The 17,458-nt window shown below is 70.0% G+C and carries 12 protein-coding genes; 10 read left to right on the plus strand and 2 right to left on the minus strand.

Annotated features, from left to right (window positions below; genetic code table 11):
* The first annotated feature begins 248 nt into the window (after positions 1–248).
* Positions 249–1,265, plus strand: a complete 1,017-nt coding sequence (locus ACHMXA_RS12165; RefSeq protein WP_176664613.1) for a patatin-like phospholipase family protein — start codon at positions 249–251, stop codon at positions 1,263–1,265.
* 58 nt (positions 1,266–1,323) lie between these two features.
* Here the strand turns inward: ACHMXA_RS12165 and ACHMXA_RS12170 are convergent, their stop codons facing one another.
* Positions 1,324–3,423 (minus strand): glycoside hydrolase family 3 N-terminal domain-containing protein, encoded by a 2,100-nt coding sequence (locus tag ACHMXA_RS12170; protein ID WP_395320783.1) that lies wholly within the window; start codon positions 3,421–3,423, stop codon positions 1,324–1,326.
* 140 nt (positions 3,424–3,563) lie between these two features.
* On the opposite strand from ACHMXA_RS12170, the gene ACHMXA_RS12175 reads away from it, so the two are divergent.
* From ACHMXA_RS12175 to ACHMXA_RS12190, 4 genes are read left to right on the plus strand one after another with little or no spacing between them, the layout of a single operon-like run.
* A complete protein-coding gene (locus ACHMXA_RS12175; protein WP_371132162.1) occupies positions 3,564–4,871 on the plus strand; it encodes a glucoamylase family protein in 1,308 nt (435 codons plus the stop codon).
* Positions 4,853–6,277, plus strand: coding sequence for a glycoside hydrolase family 15 protein (locus ACHMXA_RS12180; protein WP_371132163.1), 1,425 nt, complete (start codon positions 4,853–4,855; stop codon positions 6,275–6,277). Before ACHMXA_RS12175 ends, ACHMXA_RS12180 begins: the two co-directional genes overlap by 19 nt.
* Positions 6,274–8,034, plus strand: coding sequence for an ABC transporter ATP-binding protein/permease (locus ACHMXA_RS12185; RefSeq protein ID WP_395320785.1), 1,761 nt, complete (start codon positions 6,274–6,276; stop codon positions 8,032–8,034). The genes ACHMXA_RS12180 and ACHMXA_RS12185 overlap by 4 nt, the downstream gene beginning before the upstream one ends.
* Positions 8,031–10,322, plus strand: a complete 2,292-nt coding sequence (locus tag ACHMXA_RS12190; protein ID WP_176664616.1) for a CocE/NonD family hydrolase — start codon at positions 8,031–8,033, stop codon at positions 10,320–10,322. Before ACHMXA_RS12185 ends, ACHMXA_RS12190 begins: the two co-directional genes overlap by 4 nt.
* Positions 10,323–10,349: 27 nt before the next feature.
* Here ACHMXA_RS12190 and ACHMXA_RS12195 read toward each other — a convergent pair whose 3' ends face one another.
* Positions 10,350–11,948: an alpha-amylase family glycosyl hydrolase gene (locus tag ACHMXA_RS12195; protein ID WP_176664617.1), complete on the minus strand. Its 1,599-nt coding sequence runs from the start codon at positions 11,946–11,948 to the stop codon at positions 10,350–10,352.
* 93 nt (positions 11,949–12,041) lie between these two features.
* Here ACHMXA_RS12195 and ACHMXA_RS12200 point away from each other — a divergent pair, with 93 nt between their 5' ends.
* The 5 genes from ACHMXA_RS12200 to ACHMXA_RS12220 all read left to right on the plus strand — a co-directional run bounded on the left by ACHMXA_RS12200 (position 12,042) and on the right by ACHMXA_RS12220 (position 17,307).
* A complete protein-coding gene (locus ACHMXA_RS12200) occupies positions 12,042–12,968 on the plus strand; it encodes a LysR family transcriptional regulator (RefSeq protein WP_176664618.1) in 927 nt (308 codons plus the stop codon).
* A gap of 178 nt (positions 12,969–13,146) precedes the next feature.
* Positions 13,147–14,097, plus strand: coding sequence for an N-carbamoyl-D-amino-acid hydrolase (locus tag ACHMXA_RS12205; RefSeq protein ID WP_176664619.1), 951 nt, complete (start codon positions 13,147–13,149; stop codon positions 14,095–14,097).
* A gap of 44 nt (positions 14,098–14,141) precedes the next feature.
* Positions 14,142–14,819, plus strand: a complete 678-nt coding sequence (locus ACHMXA_RS12210; protein WP_395321293.1) for an aspartate/glutamate racemase family protein — start codon at positions 14,142–14,144, stop codon at positions 14,817–14,819.
* A 41-nt stretch (positions 14,820–14,860) separates the two neighbouring features.
* Positions 14,861–15,847: a tripartite tricarboxylate transporter substrate binding protein gene (locus tag ACHMXA_RS12215; RefSeq protein ID WP_176664621.1), complete on the plus strand. Its 987-nt coding sequence runs from the start codon at positions 14,861–14,863 to the stop codon at positions 15,845–15,847.
* A complete protein-coding gene (locus ACHMXA_RS12220; RefSeq protein ID WP_395320788.1) occupies positions 15,847–17,307 on the plus strand; it encodes an amidohydrolase family protein in 1,461 nt (486 codons plus the stop codon). Before ACHMXA_RS12215 ends, ACHMXA_RS12220 begins: the two co-directional genes overlap by 1 nt.
* Positions 17,308–17,458 lie beyond the last annotated feature (151 nt).

Here is a 17,458-nt window from a genome sequence, read left to right on the forward strand (position 1 = left end):
GGCGGCGAGGGCGGAAGGCGTTCGGCCGTAGTCGAACCGATGCCTCCTTGTCTCTTTCATCGGGGCTCGACAGGCACAGGAATTCTTAGGTTCTCATTCCTGTTCGATGTAATGGAACGCAATGGATCGGCGCGTGAAGCGGCGCCACAGTGCCCCGGTGTCCAGTTTCCGTCGGTGCGCGGAGGCAGGCAGGCAACCGAGGAGAGAAGGCGCGCCGACGTTCATTCACTCGAGCAAGGAGCACAGCCATGTCTTTCAAGATTCTCTGCTGCGACGGCGGCGGCATTCGCGGTGTCATCACGGCGCTGCTGATCCAGGACCTGGACAAGAGTTTCGGCGTCGTCGCCAACGCGAACGGCTTCGCCGGCACTTCCACCGGCGGGCTGATCTCGCTGGGCCTCGTGAACGGCGTGGGCATCGACGCCATCGTCGATCTCTACGAGAACGAGGGTTCCACCATCTTCAAGCCCAACGGCTGGCTGCTGGATGCACAGGCCAAGCAGCAGGACAAGGCGCCCGCGCAGTCGACCGAAGAACTGCTGGGCAGCGGCCCCGGCATCTTCGAGTGCCAGTACGTCAACACCGGCCTGCAGTCGGTCGCCCAGAAGCTTGTGGGCAGCGGCGCGCTGTCTTCCGCCGGCCGCTTCGTGGCGGTCAACTCCGCGCGGCTGTGGGACGCGAGCCAGAACAGCTGGGAGCCGTGCACCATCTCCAACGGCCCGAGCAACGCCTATCGCGGCATCAGCATGGTGGATGCAGCGCTGGCCACCTCGGCCGCGCCGACCTACTTCCCGCCGTACCAGGTGGGCGGCTTCGGCTACTTCGCCGATGGCGGCACCTTCGCCAACAACCCCTCGATGACGGCGATCGTGGAAGCGATCTACCAGGGCTATGCCAGCGGCACGTCCGACATCGTGATGCTGTCGCTGGGCACCGGCGCCAATCCGGTGGGCGTGCCGCCAAGTTCCGTGTCCGATCCGCTCGACTGGGGCGTGACGCACTGGCTCTGGCCGTTCAGCGACGGCGTGGTGCCGGCCACCGCGCTGCTCAACCTCACGATGGATGCCACCGCGGAACTGGCGGCGACCCAGGCCGGCCAGCTGCTCGGCGGCAACTACATGCGCGCCAACCTGCCGCTCGCCCAGCCGTTCGGGCTGGACGACTACAAGAACGTGGGCGAACTGGTGAGCGCGACGCTGAACTACATCGAGACATCGACGCAGTGGGCGCAGGTGCGCAGCTGGGTTCAGGAGAACTGGAACTGAGCGGCCCAGGCCTCAACGCAGCTCGACGGTCTGGCGCAGCAACCCTGATTGCTCGACGCTAGGCCCGACGAGAATCTCGACCTCGCCCGCCTCGAACAGGGGCTGCAGGTCCGGCCCCCAGATAGCGCAGCTCGGCCGCCGGCAGTTCCAGGTTTACCGAACCGGCTTCGCCGGGCTTCAGCCGCAGCTTCGCGTAGCCCTTGAGTTCGAGCAGGGGCCGGGTGACGCGGGCGACCTTGGCGCGAACGAAGAGGAAGACGGTTTCCTCGGCCTCGCGTGCGCCGGTGTTGCGCAGCCTGACGCCGATCTTCAGCGTGCCCTGCTCGTGCACGCCGCGCGGCTCGACCTGGAGCTCGTCGTAGACAAACCGGCCGTAGGTCAGGCCATGGCCGAAGGCATAGAGCGGCGAGTTCTCGACGTCCTGGTACTTGCTCGTGAAGTAGTCGGAGGGACTCATCGGCCGGCCGGAAGGGCGCTGGCCGAAGAAGACCGGCACCTGGCCGACGGCGCGCGGCCAGCTCATCGGCGTGCGGCCGCCGGGGCTTGCCTGGCCCGTGAGGACGTCGGCGATCGCATTGCCGGCTTCGACGCCGAGGAACCACGCGGCCAGCAGCGCGTCGGCGTGTTCGGCCAGCCAGGGCACGACGAGCGGCCGGCCCGAGAACAGGATCGCGATGACGGGGATGCCCTGCGCCTTCGCGCGCGCAGTCACCGCCTCGGCCAGCGCCTGCTGCCGGCCGGCAAGAGAGGGCGTGGCGCGGCTGGCCGCTTCGCCGCTCATGGTGGCGCGCTCGCCCAGGCACAGCAGCACGGCGTCGGCACCGTCGCACAGAGCGACGGCGGCCTCGATGCCGCTCTCGTCGTCGCTCTCGATGGCGACGCCCGGCGCGTGGCGTATATCGGTCTGCGGCAATGCGGCGCGCAGGCCGGCAAGCACGGTGACGGCCGGCTCGTGTTCGCCGGCGCCCCACCACGGACCCTTCATCTCGGTGACCGCATCGGCTAGCGGGCCGACGACGCACAGCGCTTTCGCCTTCGCGGGCAAGGGCAGGGCGTCGCCCTCGTTCTTCAGCATGACGATTGCCTTGCGCGCGGCGTCGCGCGCCACGTCGCGCCGCCCGGCGACGACCGCCGCGGGTTCCGGTGTCGCGCCGCGGCGGTAGGGATCGTCGAACAGGCCCAGCTGCTCCTTGAGCCGCAGCACGCGGCGCACGCTCGCGTCGATCTCCTCGATCGTCACCCGTCCCTGCTCGAGCGCGATGGGCAGGCCCTTGCGGTACGCGTCGGCCATCATGTCGATGTCGACACCCGCCTTCAGCGCCAGCACCGCGGCATCGACCAGGTCGGCGGCCACGCCGTGCTTGATCAGCTCCGCGATCGCGTTGTAGTCGCTGACGATGACGCCGTCGAAGCCCATCTCGCCGCGCAGCCAGTCGCGCAGCAACGGGACGTGCGCCGTCATCGGCACGCCGTTGAGATCGGTGAAGGCGGGCATCAGCGTCGCAACGCCCGCGCGCACGGCCGCCGCGAAGCCCGGCAGGTGCACTTCGTGCAGGGTGCGCTCGGAGATGTCGACCGGGGCGTATTCCCGCCCCGCGTTGACCCCGCCGTATGCGACGAAATGCTTCGCGCACGCGGCCAGCGATTCGGCCGACGACAGGTCGGCACCCTGGAAGCCGCGCACCTTGGCCTGCGCGATGCGCGCGTTGAGCCAGGGGTCTTCGCCGGGGCCCTCCGCGGTGCGGCCCCAGCGCGGATCGCGCGAGACGTCGAGCATCGGCGCGAAGGTCATCGCCAGGCCGTCGGCGGCGCCTTCGCGCGCGGCCTCGTGCGCCGTGCGCTCCCACAGCGCCTCGTCGAAGGTGCCGGCCTCCGCGAGCGGGATGGGAAAGAGCGTGCGATGGCCATGGATGATGTCCAGGCCGATCAGCAGCGGAATGCCGAGCCTCGACTTCTCGACGGCCAGGCGCTGCATCTCGTGCGTGGGCCCGGCGCCGACCATGTTCAGCAGGTTGCCGACGGTGCCGTCGATGATGGACTGCGTGGAGTCTCCCGCGAGCACCGGTCCGGTGACCGTGTAGCTGGAGGCGGTCATCGTGAGCTGGCCGAGTTTCTCGGGCAGCGTCATCCGGGCCATGAGGGTATCGATGCGGCTCATCAGGGATTTCGAATAGAACCCAGGGGACCTAATGATGGCATGCTGCGGGTGAGGGCCATCGGCCGTGTGGCGCCGATGCCTCGATGAAACCGGAAGTGACAGGCCGGGACAACTGCGGACAACTGCGAAAGGAACCGTTCGTGCTGAAGGATGACAAGAGCCCCGGGGCGCTGGCTGCCCTGCCCGACGAAGCCTTGATCGACGCCGTGCAGCGCCAGACCTTCCGCTACTTCTGGGACGGCGCGGATGCCGCCAGCGGCCTGGCGCTGGACCGCCGTACGCTGGTCCGCGCCACGGGCGAAGACCTGGCCGACGAGAGGGTGGCGATCGGCGGCACGGGCTTCGGCATCATGGCGCTGATCGTCGCGGTGGAGCGCGGCTGGGTCTCGCGAGAAGCGGCGCTGGAGCGCCTGGGCCGCATGCGCGACGCGCTCCTTCGCGCCAGGCGCTACCACGGCACCTTCCCGCACTTCATGGACGGGGCGAGCGGCAAGACGATCCCGATGAGCCCGAAGGACGACGCGGGCGACCTGGTCGAGACCTCGTTCCTCTGCATGGGCCTGCTGTGCGCGCGCCAGTATTTCAACGAGGACACGGCCATGGTGCGCCGGTTGCGCGCCGACTTCGACACGCTGTGGCACGAGGTCGAATGGAACTGGTTCACCCAGGGCGGGCGCGACGTGCTGTACTGGCACTGGAGCCCGAACCACGGCTGGGCGATGAACCACGAGGTGCATGGCTGGAACGAGTGCCTCATCACCTACTTCATGGCCGCGGCATCGCCGACCCACGCGATCGATCCGAAGGTCTACCACCGCGGCTACGCCTCCGGCCCCGACTTTCTCAATGGCCGCTCGTACCACGGCATCGAACTGCCGCTGGGACCGCCGAACGGCGGGCCGCTGTTCTTCGCGCACTACTCGTTCTGCGGCCTCGATCCGCGCGGGCTGAAGGACCGCTACGCCGACTACTGGGAGCTCAACCGCCGCCACGTGCAGGTCAACCGCGCGCACTGCATCGCCAATCCGCGCGGCTTCAAGGGCTACGGCGAATCGTGCTGGGGCCTGACCGCGAGCGACGACCCCGACGGCTACCTCGCGCACGACCCGAACAACGACAACGGCACCATCTCGCCCACGGCCGCGCTGGCCAGCCTGCCGTACGCACCCGCCGAGGTGATGAAGGTGCTGCGGCATTTCCTCACCGCGCATGGCGAGCGGCTCTGGCGGGACTACGGCTTCGTCGACGCGTTCTGCGAGTCGCGCGGCTGGTTCGCGGACACCTACCTCGCCATCGACCAGGGCCCGATCGTGGTGATGATGGAGAACCACCGCACGGGCCTGCTGTGGAAGCTGTTCATGAGCGCGCCCGAGGTGCAGGCCGGGCTGCGCCGCCTGGACTTCAGCAGCCCGCATCTGGAGTCGCCCGCGTGGGAGTCGCCTGCGTGAGCTTCGGCGCGGTGAACCGGCAAGACCCGGCGCTCGAGTCCTGGCTCGAACGGCAGCTCTCGCATTCGGCGAGCGCGATGCTGAGCAGCATCTCGCCGGTGTCGATCGTCAAGCACAGGGACGGCTTCGGCCAGACCGTGCGGCCGGTCGCCGGTGCCATCGTCGCCTCGCCCGTCCTCGGCAACTACGACCCCGACCCGGACTACTTCTTCCATTGGTTCCGCGATTCCGCCGTCGTCATCGATGCGCTGCGCCTGCTCCATGCCGACCGGCGCATCGGTGACGAGGCCCTGCGGCACCTGCGCGACTTCACCCGCTTCAGCCTTGCCCTGAACGGACTCGACGGCCGCGCGGTGGTCGCGGTGCAGGACCGCAGGGCGCGCGTGGCGCCCGGACTGCTGCAGTACCTGCGCGAGGACGATGAACTCGCGGGCGTGCACGGCGACGCAGTCGTCGCCGAGACGCGGGTGAACCCCGACGGCACGCTCGACATCCTGCGGTGGGCGCGCCCCCAGCACGACGGACCGCCGCTGCGCGCGCTGGCGCTGCTGCGCTGGGTGGCCGGCGGGCATCTCGATGCCGCGCTGCTGGCCGAGGTCGCGTCGCTGATCCGCTTCGACCTCGACTTCACGCTGCGCCACTGGCGCGAGCCCTCCTTCGACATCTGGGAGGAGGAAAGCGGCCACCACTACTACACGCTGCGCGTCTCGGCGGCCGCGCTGGCCGAAGGCGCGGCGTGGCTGGAGGGACTGGGCGAGACGGCCGAGGCGCGGCGCTGCCGGGAGGAGTCGCAGGCCGTTCTGAGCCTGCTCGACGGCTACTGGGTGGACGAGGAAGCCGATGACGGCGGCCGCGACGGGACGCGCGGCTACTACCGTTCGCGCATGCTCCCGGACGGGCAGCCCAGCCCGAAGGCGCTGGACATCGCCGTGATCCTGTCCGCGATCCACAGTCTCGGCACCGCGCCCGCGCACGGCCCGACCGATGCGCGCATGCAGGCCACGCTGGCGCGGCTCGACGCGCTGTTCGACGCGGCCTACCCGATCAACCACGGCCGCGCTGCTGGCCATGGCGCTGCGATGGGGCGGTACGACGGCGACGTGTACTGCTCGGGCGGCGCGTACTACTTCTCGACGCTCGGCGCCGCCGAGTTCTGCTTCCGCGCCGCGGCGGCGGAGGGCGGCGACGCGCGCCATCGGCGGCAGTGGCTGGAGCGCGGCGACGCCTACCTCGCCACCGTGCGCGCCTACACGCCGAAAAGCGGCGACCTGTCGGAACAGTTCGACCAGCGCAGCGGCGCGCAGACCTCGGCGAAGCAGCTCGCCTGGAGCCATGCCGCCTTCATTTCGTGCGTCTCGGCGCGCCGCGCCGCGCTCGCCGCCAGCCAGGCGCCGCAGCAGGGATGAGCACGAGCCCGGACGACCGCACCGAGCCGGCCGCAAGGGTCGGCGTCTTCGGCCAGGTCGGCGAGCTGCTCGGCGCCCTGCGCGTGTCTCCTGTCGCGAAGAAGCTGGTCGGCCTGCTGGCCGCGATCGTCGTGGTGATCGGGCTCACGGCGTATGGGCAGATCGAGCTCAACAGCTGGAACAAGCCCTTCTACGACGCGATCTCGCGCCGCGACCTGAACGAATTCATCGTGCAGGTCGGCGTCTTCGCGGTGATCGCGGGCGCGCTGCTGGTGCTGAACGTCGCGCAGCGGTGGCTGAGCGAAACCCTGCAGATGAGGCTGCGCGAGGCCGTGGTCAGCGACCTCGTCGGGCTGTGGCTGCAGCCGCGCCGTGCGTTCTGGCTCCAGGCCAGCGGCCCGATGGGGGCTCACCCCGACCAGCGCATGCACGAGGACACGCTGAAGCTGTGCGACCTCTCGGTCAACCTCGGCGTGGGCCTGCTGCAGGCCACGATGCTGTTCGGCAGCTTCGCGAGCGTGCTGTGGGTGCTCTCCAAGGACTTCAGCATCTTCTTCAACGGCCAGGACCACGTGCTGCCGGGCTTCATGCTGTGGGCGGCGATCGGCTACGCGGTCGTCGGCTCGCTGGTCACCTACTGGGTGGGCAATGGCCTGATTTCGCGCAACGCCGAACGCTACGCGCGCGAGGGCGAGCTGCGCTTCTCGCTCACGCGCATCAACGAGCACCTCGACGGCATCTCCCTGGCCGGCGGCGAGGCCGACGAGAAGCGCCGCGTCGCGCTGCATTTCGGCGACGTGCTGCGCGCCACCTCGCGCGTGGTGCTCGGGCTGACCAACCTGACCTGGGCCACCGCGGGCTTCGGCTGGGTCACCGTCATCGCGCCGACGCTGGTGGCGGCGCCGCTGTATTTCTCGGGCAAGGTGTCCTTCGGCGGCCTGATGATGGCCGCCGCGGCCTTCACGCAGGCGCAGTCGTCGCTGCGCTGGTTCGTCGACAACTTCAGCATCATTGCCGACTGGCGCGCCACGCTGCTGCGCGTGACCGACCTGCGACGGATGCTGGCCTCCGACCTGGAATCGCAGGCGGGCGGCAGCCGCATCGCCTACGAGGAGGGCGAAGAAGGGACGCTCGCGATCGATGCGCTCGAGGTCCGCTCCTGGAGCGGCCATGACCGGCTGGACGTGCCGGGGCTCGCCGTGCGGCCCGGCCAGTGCGTGCTGGTCCTCGGCACGCCGGGCACCGAGAAGACGCTGCTGTTCCGGGCGCTCGCGGGCCTGTGGCCCTGGGGCTCGGGCACCGTGCGAAGACCCGTCGGCGAGACGATCCACTACATGCCGCGCGGCACGCCCTACATTCCCCGCGGCACGCTGGCCGAGGTGCTGTCGTATGCGATGGAGCCGGCGACCTATCCGCGGGAAGCGCTGGTGGCCGCGCTGCAGAGCGTTGGCCTGCACCGCCTGGAGCCCCTGCTGGACAGGACGGGCCGCTGGGAGAGCGAACTCAGCATGGACGAGCAGCTGCGCCTGGGCTTCGCCCGCGTGGTGCTGCAGGCGCCGCCCTGGCTGGTGATGGACGAGGCCTTCGGCGCCTTCGACGACGACACGCTCGAACTGATAATCGGCGCGCTGGGCAAGCTCACGCGCACGGGCATCATTCACATAGGCTCGGCCGGCGGGGCGCACGACCGGCTGTTCACGCAGGTGGTGCATCTGGTCAAGGCGCCGCACGACGTGCCCGAGGAGCCGCGACCATGAGACGCAAAGTGTCGACCGTCAGCCGCGTGCGCCGCGCCCTCATGCGGCTGGGTCTCGCGCTGCCTGCCTTGCCCTCGTGGACCTGGGCGGCGGACTTCGGCTTCCGGCCGCCGCGCGATCCGGACGATCCCGCCGCCGAGGGCCTGATGCGCGATCTGGCCGAGCGCATCCTGCCCGTGTACCAGGACGCGGACACCGACTCCTTCCTGGCCAACGTGACCGCCCTGCAGATCGTCAGCGGCGCCTACCGCGCGGCCGCTGGCAGCAGCAAGTCCCTGCGCGAGCGGCGCCAGGGCAAGCCCTTCGACCTGCTGGCCGAGCGGGCGGTGCTCGACGGCATCTATGCGAACGCGCGCATGCTCGAGGCGGACGGGCGCACCGGCTTCGCCGAAGCCTATGCGCGCTCGTTCCACGAACTGGTGTCGCCGCTCGACAACCCGCAGGCGCAGGCCGTCATGGCGCGGCTGGAGATTCCGCCGGCGGCGTTCAGGGAGCCGCTGCGCCAGGCTTTCGACCAGTGGCGCGCGAAGGGCAGCCTGCCGGAGGCCGATGCCCTGGCACTGGTGCGGACCTGGCTGTCCTACCAGTCGCGCCGCGGCTTCAATGCGCTGCTGCCCGAATTGTTCGCGGCGCAGAACGGCAGCCGCTACGTGGCGGAAGCCGACGTGAGGATTCCCGTGCGCGGGGGCGTCATCCATGCCAGCGTGATCCGGCCCGGCCGTGCCGATGGAGGCCTGCCGGCGCTGCTGCGCTTCACGCTCGACCCTTCGGAAGACGACGCCCGCCTGAGCGCCGCCAGGGGTTACGTGGGCGTCACCGCGTACGTGCGCGGGCGCACGCCCGACGGCAAGGGCGCGGTGTGGCCGTTCGTGCGCGACGGCGATGACGCCGCCGCAGTCATCGACTGGATCGCCCGGCAGCCGTGGAGCGACGGCCGCGTCGCGATGCTCGGCGAAGGCTACTCCGGCTACGCCGCCTGGGCGGCGGCCCGCAGGAAGCCGCCGGCGCTCAAGGCCATCGCCACCATCGCGCCGATGGCGCCGGGCATCGACTTCCCGATGGCGGGGCAGATCTTCCGCAACGCCATGGTCCGCTGGGCGCAGGAGCACGCGCTGGCCGAGCCGCTGCACGCCGGCATCGACGCCGACGCGGGCCCCGATGCGGTCTGGCAGGCACTGGACGCGCGCTGGCACCGCGGCAACCGACCCTACTGGGACATCGACCGCGTGCTGCTGGGCAAGCGCAGCAGGCTGATCCGGTCCTGGCTGACGCACCCGAGCCACGACCGCTTCTGGCAGAAGTTCCTGCCCTCGGCGCAGCAGTTCGCGCGCATCGACATCCCGGTGCTCGGCATCGCCGGCTACTACGGCGCCGATGCCGGCGCGCTCTATTTCCACAACGAGCATCTTCGCAACCGGCCGCAGGCCGACACGACGCTGCTGCTCGGCCCCTACGACGCGGGTTCGATCCGGCGCGGCACGGCGGCCACGCTGCGCGGCTACACGACCGACCCCGTCGCGCGCGTCGACCTGCCCGGGCTGCGCTACCAATGGCTAGACCACGTCCTGAAGGGCGCCGACAAACCTTCGCTGCTGCTGGACCGCGTCAATTACCAGGTGATGGGCGCGGACCGCTGGCGCCACGTGCCGGCACTGGAGGCGCCGGAGCGCCCCCGGCTGCGCCTGTACCTCGACACCCGCAGGCGCGACGAACCGCACGGCCTGCTGCCATCGCCCTCCGAGGGCGGCGGCAATGCGCGGCTCGCGGTCGATCTGGCCGATCGACGAGACGCGCGCATCCCCTGGCCGGACGCGTTGCGAGCGGACCGGCTGACGGCGCGCAACGGCATCAGCTTCGCCAGCGATCCGCTGACCGAAGACACCGAAATCGCCGGCAGCCTGCGCGGCGTGTTCGACATCACGCCGTCGCGGCAGGACATGGACTTCAACGTCTCGCTGTACGAGCAGACGGCGAGCGGCGAATACCTGCTGCTGTTCGATCCCTACGACTTCCGCGCCAGCTATGCCGGCCATCGCGTGCGCCGGCGGCTCCTGCGGGCGGGGGAGCGGCAGCTGCTTGCGTTCACCACCGAGCGCGTGACGGCTCGCAGGCTCTCGGCAGGCAGCCGCATCGTGCTGGTGGTCGGCATCAACCGGCGCGCCGACAGGCAGGTCAACTACGGCAGCGGCAAGGACGTGAACTCCGAAACCATCGCCGACGCGAAATGGCCCGTGCGCGTGCGCTGGCACGCGCGCAGCTACATCGAGATCCAGGGCGGCAAGCCCTGATTCCCTGCCGCGCTTTCCCGGTCGCGCTCAGGTGCCGATCACGACGCCTTCGCCGGGCGCCAGTACCAAGGGGCCATCGATCGATCCGGCGCGCTCGGGATCGGTCGATGCCAGCACCACAGGCTGCCGCGGCAACAGCGCTGGCGGCACGGGCGCTGCGGCGGCACCGAAGTTCAGGACAACCACCAGCCGCTGTCCCTCGCACTCGCGCGCGTAGGCGAGAACCTCGTCGCCGGCCTCGAGCGCTTCATGGCTGCCCCGGTGCAGCGCGGGCTTCGCGCGGCGCAGTGCGATCAGGCGCCCGTGGAGCGCCAGCATGGAACGCGGGTCGCGCGACTGCGCCTCGACGTTGCACGTTCGCCAGTCGGCCGCCAGCCGCAGCCACGGCGTGCCGGTCGTGAAGCCCGCGTGTTCCGCGGCGCTCCACTGCATCGGCGTTCTCACCGGATCGCGACCCAGGCCCATGCCGGGCTTGTTCTTCTCGAACGGGTCCTGCACTTCGTCGGCGGGAATGGGAACGTCCGCCATGCCGATCTCGTCGCCGTAGTAGATCGTCGGCGTGCCGCGCAGCGTGAGCAGCAGCATGGCCGCGAGCCGGGCCATGCGCGGCCCGGCGCGGCTCGCGATGCGGGACTTGTCGTGGTTGCCCAGCACCCAGTTCGGCTGGGCGCCGGGGGGCAGGGCGGCTTCGTAGTCGCGCACGAAGCGGTCGATGCGCGCCGCCTGCCACTCGGTCGATATCAGCTGGAAGTTGAAGGGCAGCTGCAGGCCTTCCGCATTCGGGCCGTAGTAGGCGACCAGCCGGTCGAGCGGCAGGTAGAGCTCGCCGATCAGCACGCGCGACGAGCGCGCGTCGCTGAACTCGTCGACCACGTAGCGCATCTCGGCCACGATCGGCTGCACCTCGGGCAGGTCGGTGTTGTAGAGCATCGTCCAGCGCAGGAACGGGTCCTGGCCCTCGACGAAGTCCAGGTTCGGCGGGTTGTCGCGGAACTGCGCGTCCTTGACGATCTGGGAGAGCACGTCCACGCGGAACCCGTCCACGCCGCGCCGCAGCCAGAAGCGCATCACCTCGTACATCGCGGCGCGCACCTCGGGGTTGCGCCAGTTGAGGTCGGGCTGCTCCTTCAGGAACGAATGGGCGTAGTACTGGCCGGTGGCCGCATCGAAGCTCCAGGCCGGGCCGCCGAAGTTGCTGAGCCAGTTGTTGGGCGGCCCGCCGCCGGGGGCGGGGTCGCGCCAGATGTACCAGTCGCGATGCGGATCGCTGCGTGCGCTGCGGCTGTGCACGAACCACGGATGGCGATCGGAGGTGTGGTTGGGCACGAAGTCCATGATGAGCCTGAGCCCCTTCGCGTGGGCCTCCCGCACCAGCGCATCGAAACTATCGAGCGTGCCGAAGCGCGGATCGATGTCGCAGAAGTTGGAGATGTCGTAGCCGAAGTCGGCCATCGGCGACGGGTAGACCGGCGAGATCCAGACGGCATCGACGCCGAGCGAGACCAGGTGGTCCAGCCGTGCCCGGATGCCGTCGAGGTCTCCGATGCCGTCGCCGTCGCTGTCCTGGAACGAACGCGGATAGACCTGATAGACGATGCCGTGCTTCCACCAGTCGTCGGCTGACATCTTGAACCTTTCACCGGTTTGGATCGGGCCATTGTCTACAGAAAGGAAAGCGCGCGGGGACATCGTCGGCGCGCCGATATCGGAAAATCAGGCATGAACCTGCGACAGATCGAGGTATTCCGCGCGGTGATGATCACCGGCTCCGTCAGCGGCGCCGCGCGGCTGCTCCATGTTTCCATTCCGGCCGTCAGCCGGCTGCTCTCGCATACCGAGACGCGCCTGGGCTTCCTGCTCTTCGAACGGGTGAAGGGACGCCTGCATGCCACGGCGGAGGCGCGGCGCCTGTACCTGGAAGTCGAGCAGGTCTATGGCGGCGTGCAGCGCATCGGCAGCCTTTCGCACGAGCTCGCGCTGCGGCGGCGCAGCCTGCTGAGCATTCTCTCGAGCCCGAGCATCGGGCAGACGCTGGTGCCGCAGGCGATCGCGCAGCTGCGCAACGCGATGCCCGACGTGCAGGTCCATTTCCACTGCCTCACGCACGAGGCGCTGAAGGAGCGCATCCTGCAGCAGCGGGCCGACCTGGGCATTTCCACCTTTCCGGTCGACCACCCGAACCTCGCCACCAAACCTCTGGCCAGCAGCCGCCTGATGTGCATCTGCCCGCGCAGCCACCCGCTGGCCGCGTACCAGGAAGTCGGCCTGGACGAGCTGCTGCCCCACGAGTTCATCGGCTATCCGCACGGCTCGCCGCTGGGCCTGCGCATCGACCAGATGTTCGAGACCCGCGATGCCTCGCCGCGCATCAGCGTGGAAGTCACCTCGCCCCAGTACGCCTGCTCGCTGGTGCATGCCGGCGCGGGCGTGGCGCTGGTGGACGAGTATTCGCTGCAGGGCTGGCTGGGTTCGCACTTCGTGGCGATACCGGTGCGCGACGCACTGCCGATCGTGGCCGACCTGGTGTACCTGCAGACCGAGCCGCTGTCGCCCGCGGCCCAGGCGCTGCTGCGCGCGCTGCACAGCGTGCTGCTGCAGCGCGGGCTGGCGCTGCCTCTGGCGGACGACGACGAGATCCTGCGCTGAGCGCGTCCCGAGGGGCTTGCCGCGCCCTGCGCCGGTGCGGCGGGGCGCCTGCGCACCATCGGAAGGCAGGCCTTTAGCACGCTGTTAAACCCGAGCGACAAATCGGAATTCGACGTCGCGCGAACCGCTTCGAATAATCGATTGCACCAGTCACACGGCTGCAACGAAGAAGGTTCAGATGACATCGCGCCCAGGCTCTCCCCCACGTTTTCTCGGCCTCGCCGTCGCCCAGATGGGCCCGGTCCACCTGTCGGACAGCCGCGAGTCCGTGGTGGCACGCCTGGTGGACATGCTGCGCCAGGCCCACAGCCGCGGCGCGGAGTTCGTGACTTTCCCCGAGCTCGCGCTCACCACCTTCTTCCCGCGTTACTGGATGACCGAGGAGGAAGCCCGCGAGCGCTTCTTCGAGCGCAGCATGCCCGGTCCGGCGACGCAGCCGCTGTTCGACGAGGCGCGCAGGCTCGGCGTGGGCTTCTATCTCGGCTACGCGGAACTCACCGGGGACGGGCGCGGCTTCAACTCGGCGGTGATCGTCGGGCGCGACGGCGGCATCGCGGGCCGCTACCGCAAGATCCACCTGCCCGGCCATTCGGAACACAAGCCCGAGGCTCCCTTCCAGCATCTTGAAAAGAAGTTCTTCGAGGTCGGCGACCTGGGCTTCCGCGCCTTCGACACCGATGGCGTGCGCATTGGCATGTGCCTGTGCAACGACCGCCGCTGGCCCGAGACCTACCGCGTGATGGCGCTGCAGGGCGCCGAGGTGGTGGTGCTGGGCTACAACACGCCCTCGCTCAACATCCACTGGAACGAGCCGGCGCACCTGCGCACCACCACGCATCTGATCTCGCTGCAGGCCAATGCCTACCAGAACGGCATCTGGGTGGCGGCGGCAGCCAAGTGCGGCTCGGAAGACGGGCACCACATGATCGGAAGCTCCGTGATCGTGGCGCCGACCGGGGAGATCGTCGCGCGCACGGTGAGCGAGGAGGACGAAGTGATCTGCGTGCGCGCCGACCTCGCGCTGGGCGCGCACTTCCGCGAGCACGTCTTCAACTTCGCCAAGCACCGCCGTCCGGAGCACTACCGCCTGATTGTCGAGCGCACCGGCGCGGGGGATCCGCTGCCGTGAGCGTACGTCAGCCGGCGCCGAGCGCGCTGGGCATCCTGGGCGGCATGGGGCCGCTGGCGGGCGCGACCTTCGCGCTGCGGATGGTGCAGCTGACCGAGGCCGCCGTCGACCAGGACCACATCCCGACGATCCTGTGCAACGACCCGCGCATCCCTGATCGCTCGAGCGCCATGCTGCAGGGCGGCGAGAGCCCGCTGCCGGCCATGCAGCGCGGCATCCGGCTGCTGGAGGCAGCGGGCGCCGGCTGCATCGCCGTGCCCTGCAACACCGCGCACCTCTGGTTCGACGACCTGAAGGGCGCCACCCATCTGCCGTTGCTCAACATCGCCGAGGCGGTGGTGCAGGACCTGCGGGGCCACGGGCTCCTGCAGGGCAAGGTGGGCGTGCTCGGCACGCCGGCCACGCTGGCGCTCGGCCTGTACCAGCGGGCGCTGGAGCAGGCGGGGTACGAGGCGATCGTGCCCGCAGCCGACGACGTGCAGCGCCATTGCGTGGCGGCCATCGCGGCGGTCAAGTCCGGGCAGGTCGATGCCGCCTGGGAACCTGCAGCACAAGGCATCCGCGCGCTGGTCGCACGCGGCGCGAAGGCCGTGGTGCTCGGCTGCACCGAGCTGCCGCTGGCGGTTCCGCATCACCGGCGCGGCGAGTTCGACTGCGTGCTCACGGACTCCATCGACGCGCTGGCCCTGGCCGCGATCGCGCACTGCCGCCTGGGGCACTGAGGCGCCATCCCTTTCCCACTTCCACGAAAGATCCCCTTCCGATGACCCATCGCAAGTTCTCCCGCCCGATGGCCGTGCTGGCCGCCGCCTTCGGCCTGCTGGCAGGCTCGGCCCCTACCTGGGCCGCGTGGCCCGAGAGGCCCATCACCTTCGTCGTGCCCTCGGCGGCCGGCGGCTCGCCCGACGTGCTCTCGCGGCTCGTGACCAACGAGGTCTCGAAGTCGCTGGGCGTGCCGGTGGTCATCGAGAACCGCCCCGGCGCGGCAGGCAACATCGGCATCCTGCAGATCAAGAGCAAGCCGGCCGACGGCTACACCATCGGCTACGGCAACGTGAACACGCTGGCGGTCAACCGCACGCTGTTCAAGAAGCTGCCCTACGACGTGAACCGCGACCTGATGCCGGTGGCCCAGGCCTTCGACCTCTACAACGTGCTGATCGTGCCCAGGGAGTCGCCCATCCAGGACGTGCCCGGGCTGGTGGCCGCGGCGCGCAAGCAGCCGGGCAAGCTGTCCTTCGGCGCACCCGGCATCGGTACCACCGGCCACATGGGCGGCGAGCTGTTCCGCAGCATGGCCGGCATCGACGTGCTCTTCGTTCCCTACAACGGCGGGCCGGCCGCGCTGCAGGACCTGATGGGCGGGCGCATCGACTACCTGTTCGCCAACTCTTCCGAGGTCGGTCCGCTGGTCGCGTCCGGCAAGGTGCGCGCGCTCGCGGTGAGCAGCGCCAGGCGCATCGCCATGCTGCCCAACGTGCCCACGCTGGACGAGGCGGGCATCAAGGGCTACGAGACCGTGGCCTGGGGCGGCGTGGTCGCGCCGCGCGGCACGCCGCGCGAGGTGATCGAGAAGCTCAACGCCGCCATCAACGCCGCGCTGGCCACCCCCAGCGTGCGCGAGGGCCTCGCCAAGCTGGGCGCCGTGCCGGCCGGCGGCACGCCCGCCGACTTCCAGCGCACCATCGACCGCGAGACCAGGCGCTGGGGAGAGCTGATCGAGCGCAACCGCATCGAGAAGCTCGACTGATGGCGGGCCTCGCGACGCCATCGCGGCCGCCGGTGCTCCTGCGCGGCGGCACGGTGATCGACGGCAGCGGCTCCCCGCCGCGCCGCGCGGACGTGCTGCTCGAAGGCGACACCATCGCGGACATCCTGCCGCCGGGAAGCGAGCTTGCCGGCGCCGAGGTCGTCGAGCTCGACGGACTGGCCGTGGCACCCGGCTTCATCGACTCCCACACCCACGACGACGGCTACCTGCTGGCGCATCCGGACATCGTGCCCAAGGTCTCGCAGGGCGTGACCACGGTGGTGACCGGCAACTGCGGCGTGAGCCTGGCGCCCGTTCCGCCTGGCTGCCCGCTGCCGCAGCCGCTGGACCTGCTCGGGCCGCCCGAACTGTTCCGCTACCCGACCTTCTCCGCCTGGATGCAGGCCCTGCGGGAAGCGCCCGCGGCGGTCAACGTGATTCCGCTCGTGGGGCACGCCAGCCTGCGCGTGAGCACGATGGACGACCTGCAGCGGCCCGCGACCTCCGAGGAATGCGCAAGCATGCGCGGGCTGCTGGCCGAAGCGCTGGACGCGGGTGCCTTCGGCATGTCCACCGGCACCTTCTATCCGCCCGCGCAGCACGCCACCACGCAGGAGATCATCGACATCGGCGAGACCATGCGGGGCCGTGGTGGCATGGTCTACGCGGTTCACCTGCGCGACGAATCCGACCGGATCGACGATGCCATCGAGGAGGCCCTGGAGATCGGGCGCGCGCTGGCGGCGCGCGTCGTGTTCTCGCACCACAAGCTGGCGGGCGAGCGCAACCACGGCCGCTCCGTGCAGACGCTCGCGCGGATCGAAGAGGCCGGTGCGATGCAGCCGGTGTGCCTCGACTGCCATCCCTATCCGGCCACCTCGACCATGCTGCGGCTCGACCGCGTGCGGCTGGCGCGCCGCACGCTCATCGCGTGGTCCAAGGGCGATCCGTCCGCCCAGGGGCGCGACTTCGCGGAGCTCCAGCGCGAATGGGGGCTGGACGACGACGCCATGCTGCAGCGGCTCGCGCCCGCAGGCGCCATCTACTTCCTGATGGACGAGCGCGACGTCGAGCGCATCCTGGCGCACCCGCGCACCATGGTCGGATCCGACGGGCTGCCGTTCGACCCGCACCCGCATCCTCGCCAATGGGGCACCTTCACGCGGGTGCTGTCGCGGCTGGTTCGCGACAAGGGCCTGCTGACCCTGGAAGCCGCCGTCCACAAGATGACCGGCCTGGCCGCAGCCAACTACGGGCTGCGCGACAGGGGCCTGCTGCAACCCGGCTTGCGGGCCGACCTGGTGGCCTTCGATCCGCAGCGCGTGACGGATCTCGCGACCTTCGACCAACCCGTGCAGGCCAGCCGCGGCATCGAGGGCGTCTGGGTCAACGGACAGCGGGTCTGGGACGGGCAGCGCCCCACCGGCCTGCGGCCGGGCAGGGTGCTCGAGCGGCACTGATCCGGCATTTCTCTTTCTTTCCTCCTTCCTTCAAAACCGTCGAATCATGAACCCCAAGAAGATCGCCTTGACGTTTCTGTCAGCCATCGGCCTCCTCGGAGGCGCCGGGCAGGCAGGCGCGCAGACGCAGACCCCCGGCCAAGCCCAACGT

The organism is Variovorax sp. UC74_104, assembly GCF_044055375.1.
Taxonomy (GTDB): domain Bacteria; phylum Pseudomonadota; class Gammaproteobacteria; order Burkholderiales; family Burkholderiaceae_C; genus Variovorax.

Coding starts and splice junctions, on each gene's coding strand:
- ACHMXA_RS12210 (WP_395321293.1), top strand. CDS start 14,142: ATGGGGCCGCTGGCGGGCGCGACCTTCGCGCTGCGGATGGTGCAGCTG.
- ACHMXA_RS12200 (WP_176664618.1), top strand. CDS start 12,042: ATGAACCTGCGACAGATCGAGGTATTCCGCGCGGTGATGATCACCGGC.
- ACHMXA_RS12170 (WP_395320783.1), bottom strand. CDS start 3,423: ATGAGCCGCATCGATACCCTCATGGCCCGGATGACGCTGCCCGAGAAA.
- ACHMXA_RS12195 (WP_176664617.1), bottom strand. CDS start 11,948: ATGTCAGCCGACGACTGGTGGAAGCACGGCATCGTCTATCAGGTCTAT.
- ACHMXA_RS12220 (WP_395320788.1), top strand. CDS start 15,847: ATGGCGGGCCTCGCGACGCCATCGCGGCCGCCGGTGCTCCTGCGCGGC.
- ACHMXA_RS12205 (WP_176664619.1), top strand. CDS start 13,147: ATGACATCGCGCCCAGGCTCTCCCCCACGTTTTCTCGGCCTCGCCGTC.
- ACHMXA_RS12190 (WP_176664616.1), top strand. CDS start 8,031: ATGAGACGCAAAGTGTCGACCGTCAGCCGCGTGCGCCGCGCCCTCATG.
- ACHMXA_RS12185 (WP_395320785.1), top strand. CDS start 6,274: ATGAGCACGAGCCCGGACGACCGCACCGAGCCGGCCGCAAGGGTCGGC.
- ACHMXA_RS12165 (WP_176664613.1), top strand. CDS start 249: ATGTCTTTCAAGATTCTCTGCTGCGACGGCGGCGGCATTCGCGGTGTC.
- ACHMXA_RS12215 (WP_176664621.1), top strand. CDS start 14,861: ATGACCCATCGCAAGTTCTCCCGCCCGATGGCCGTGCTGGCCGCCGCC.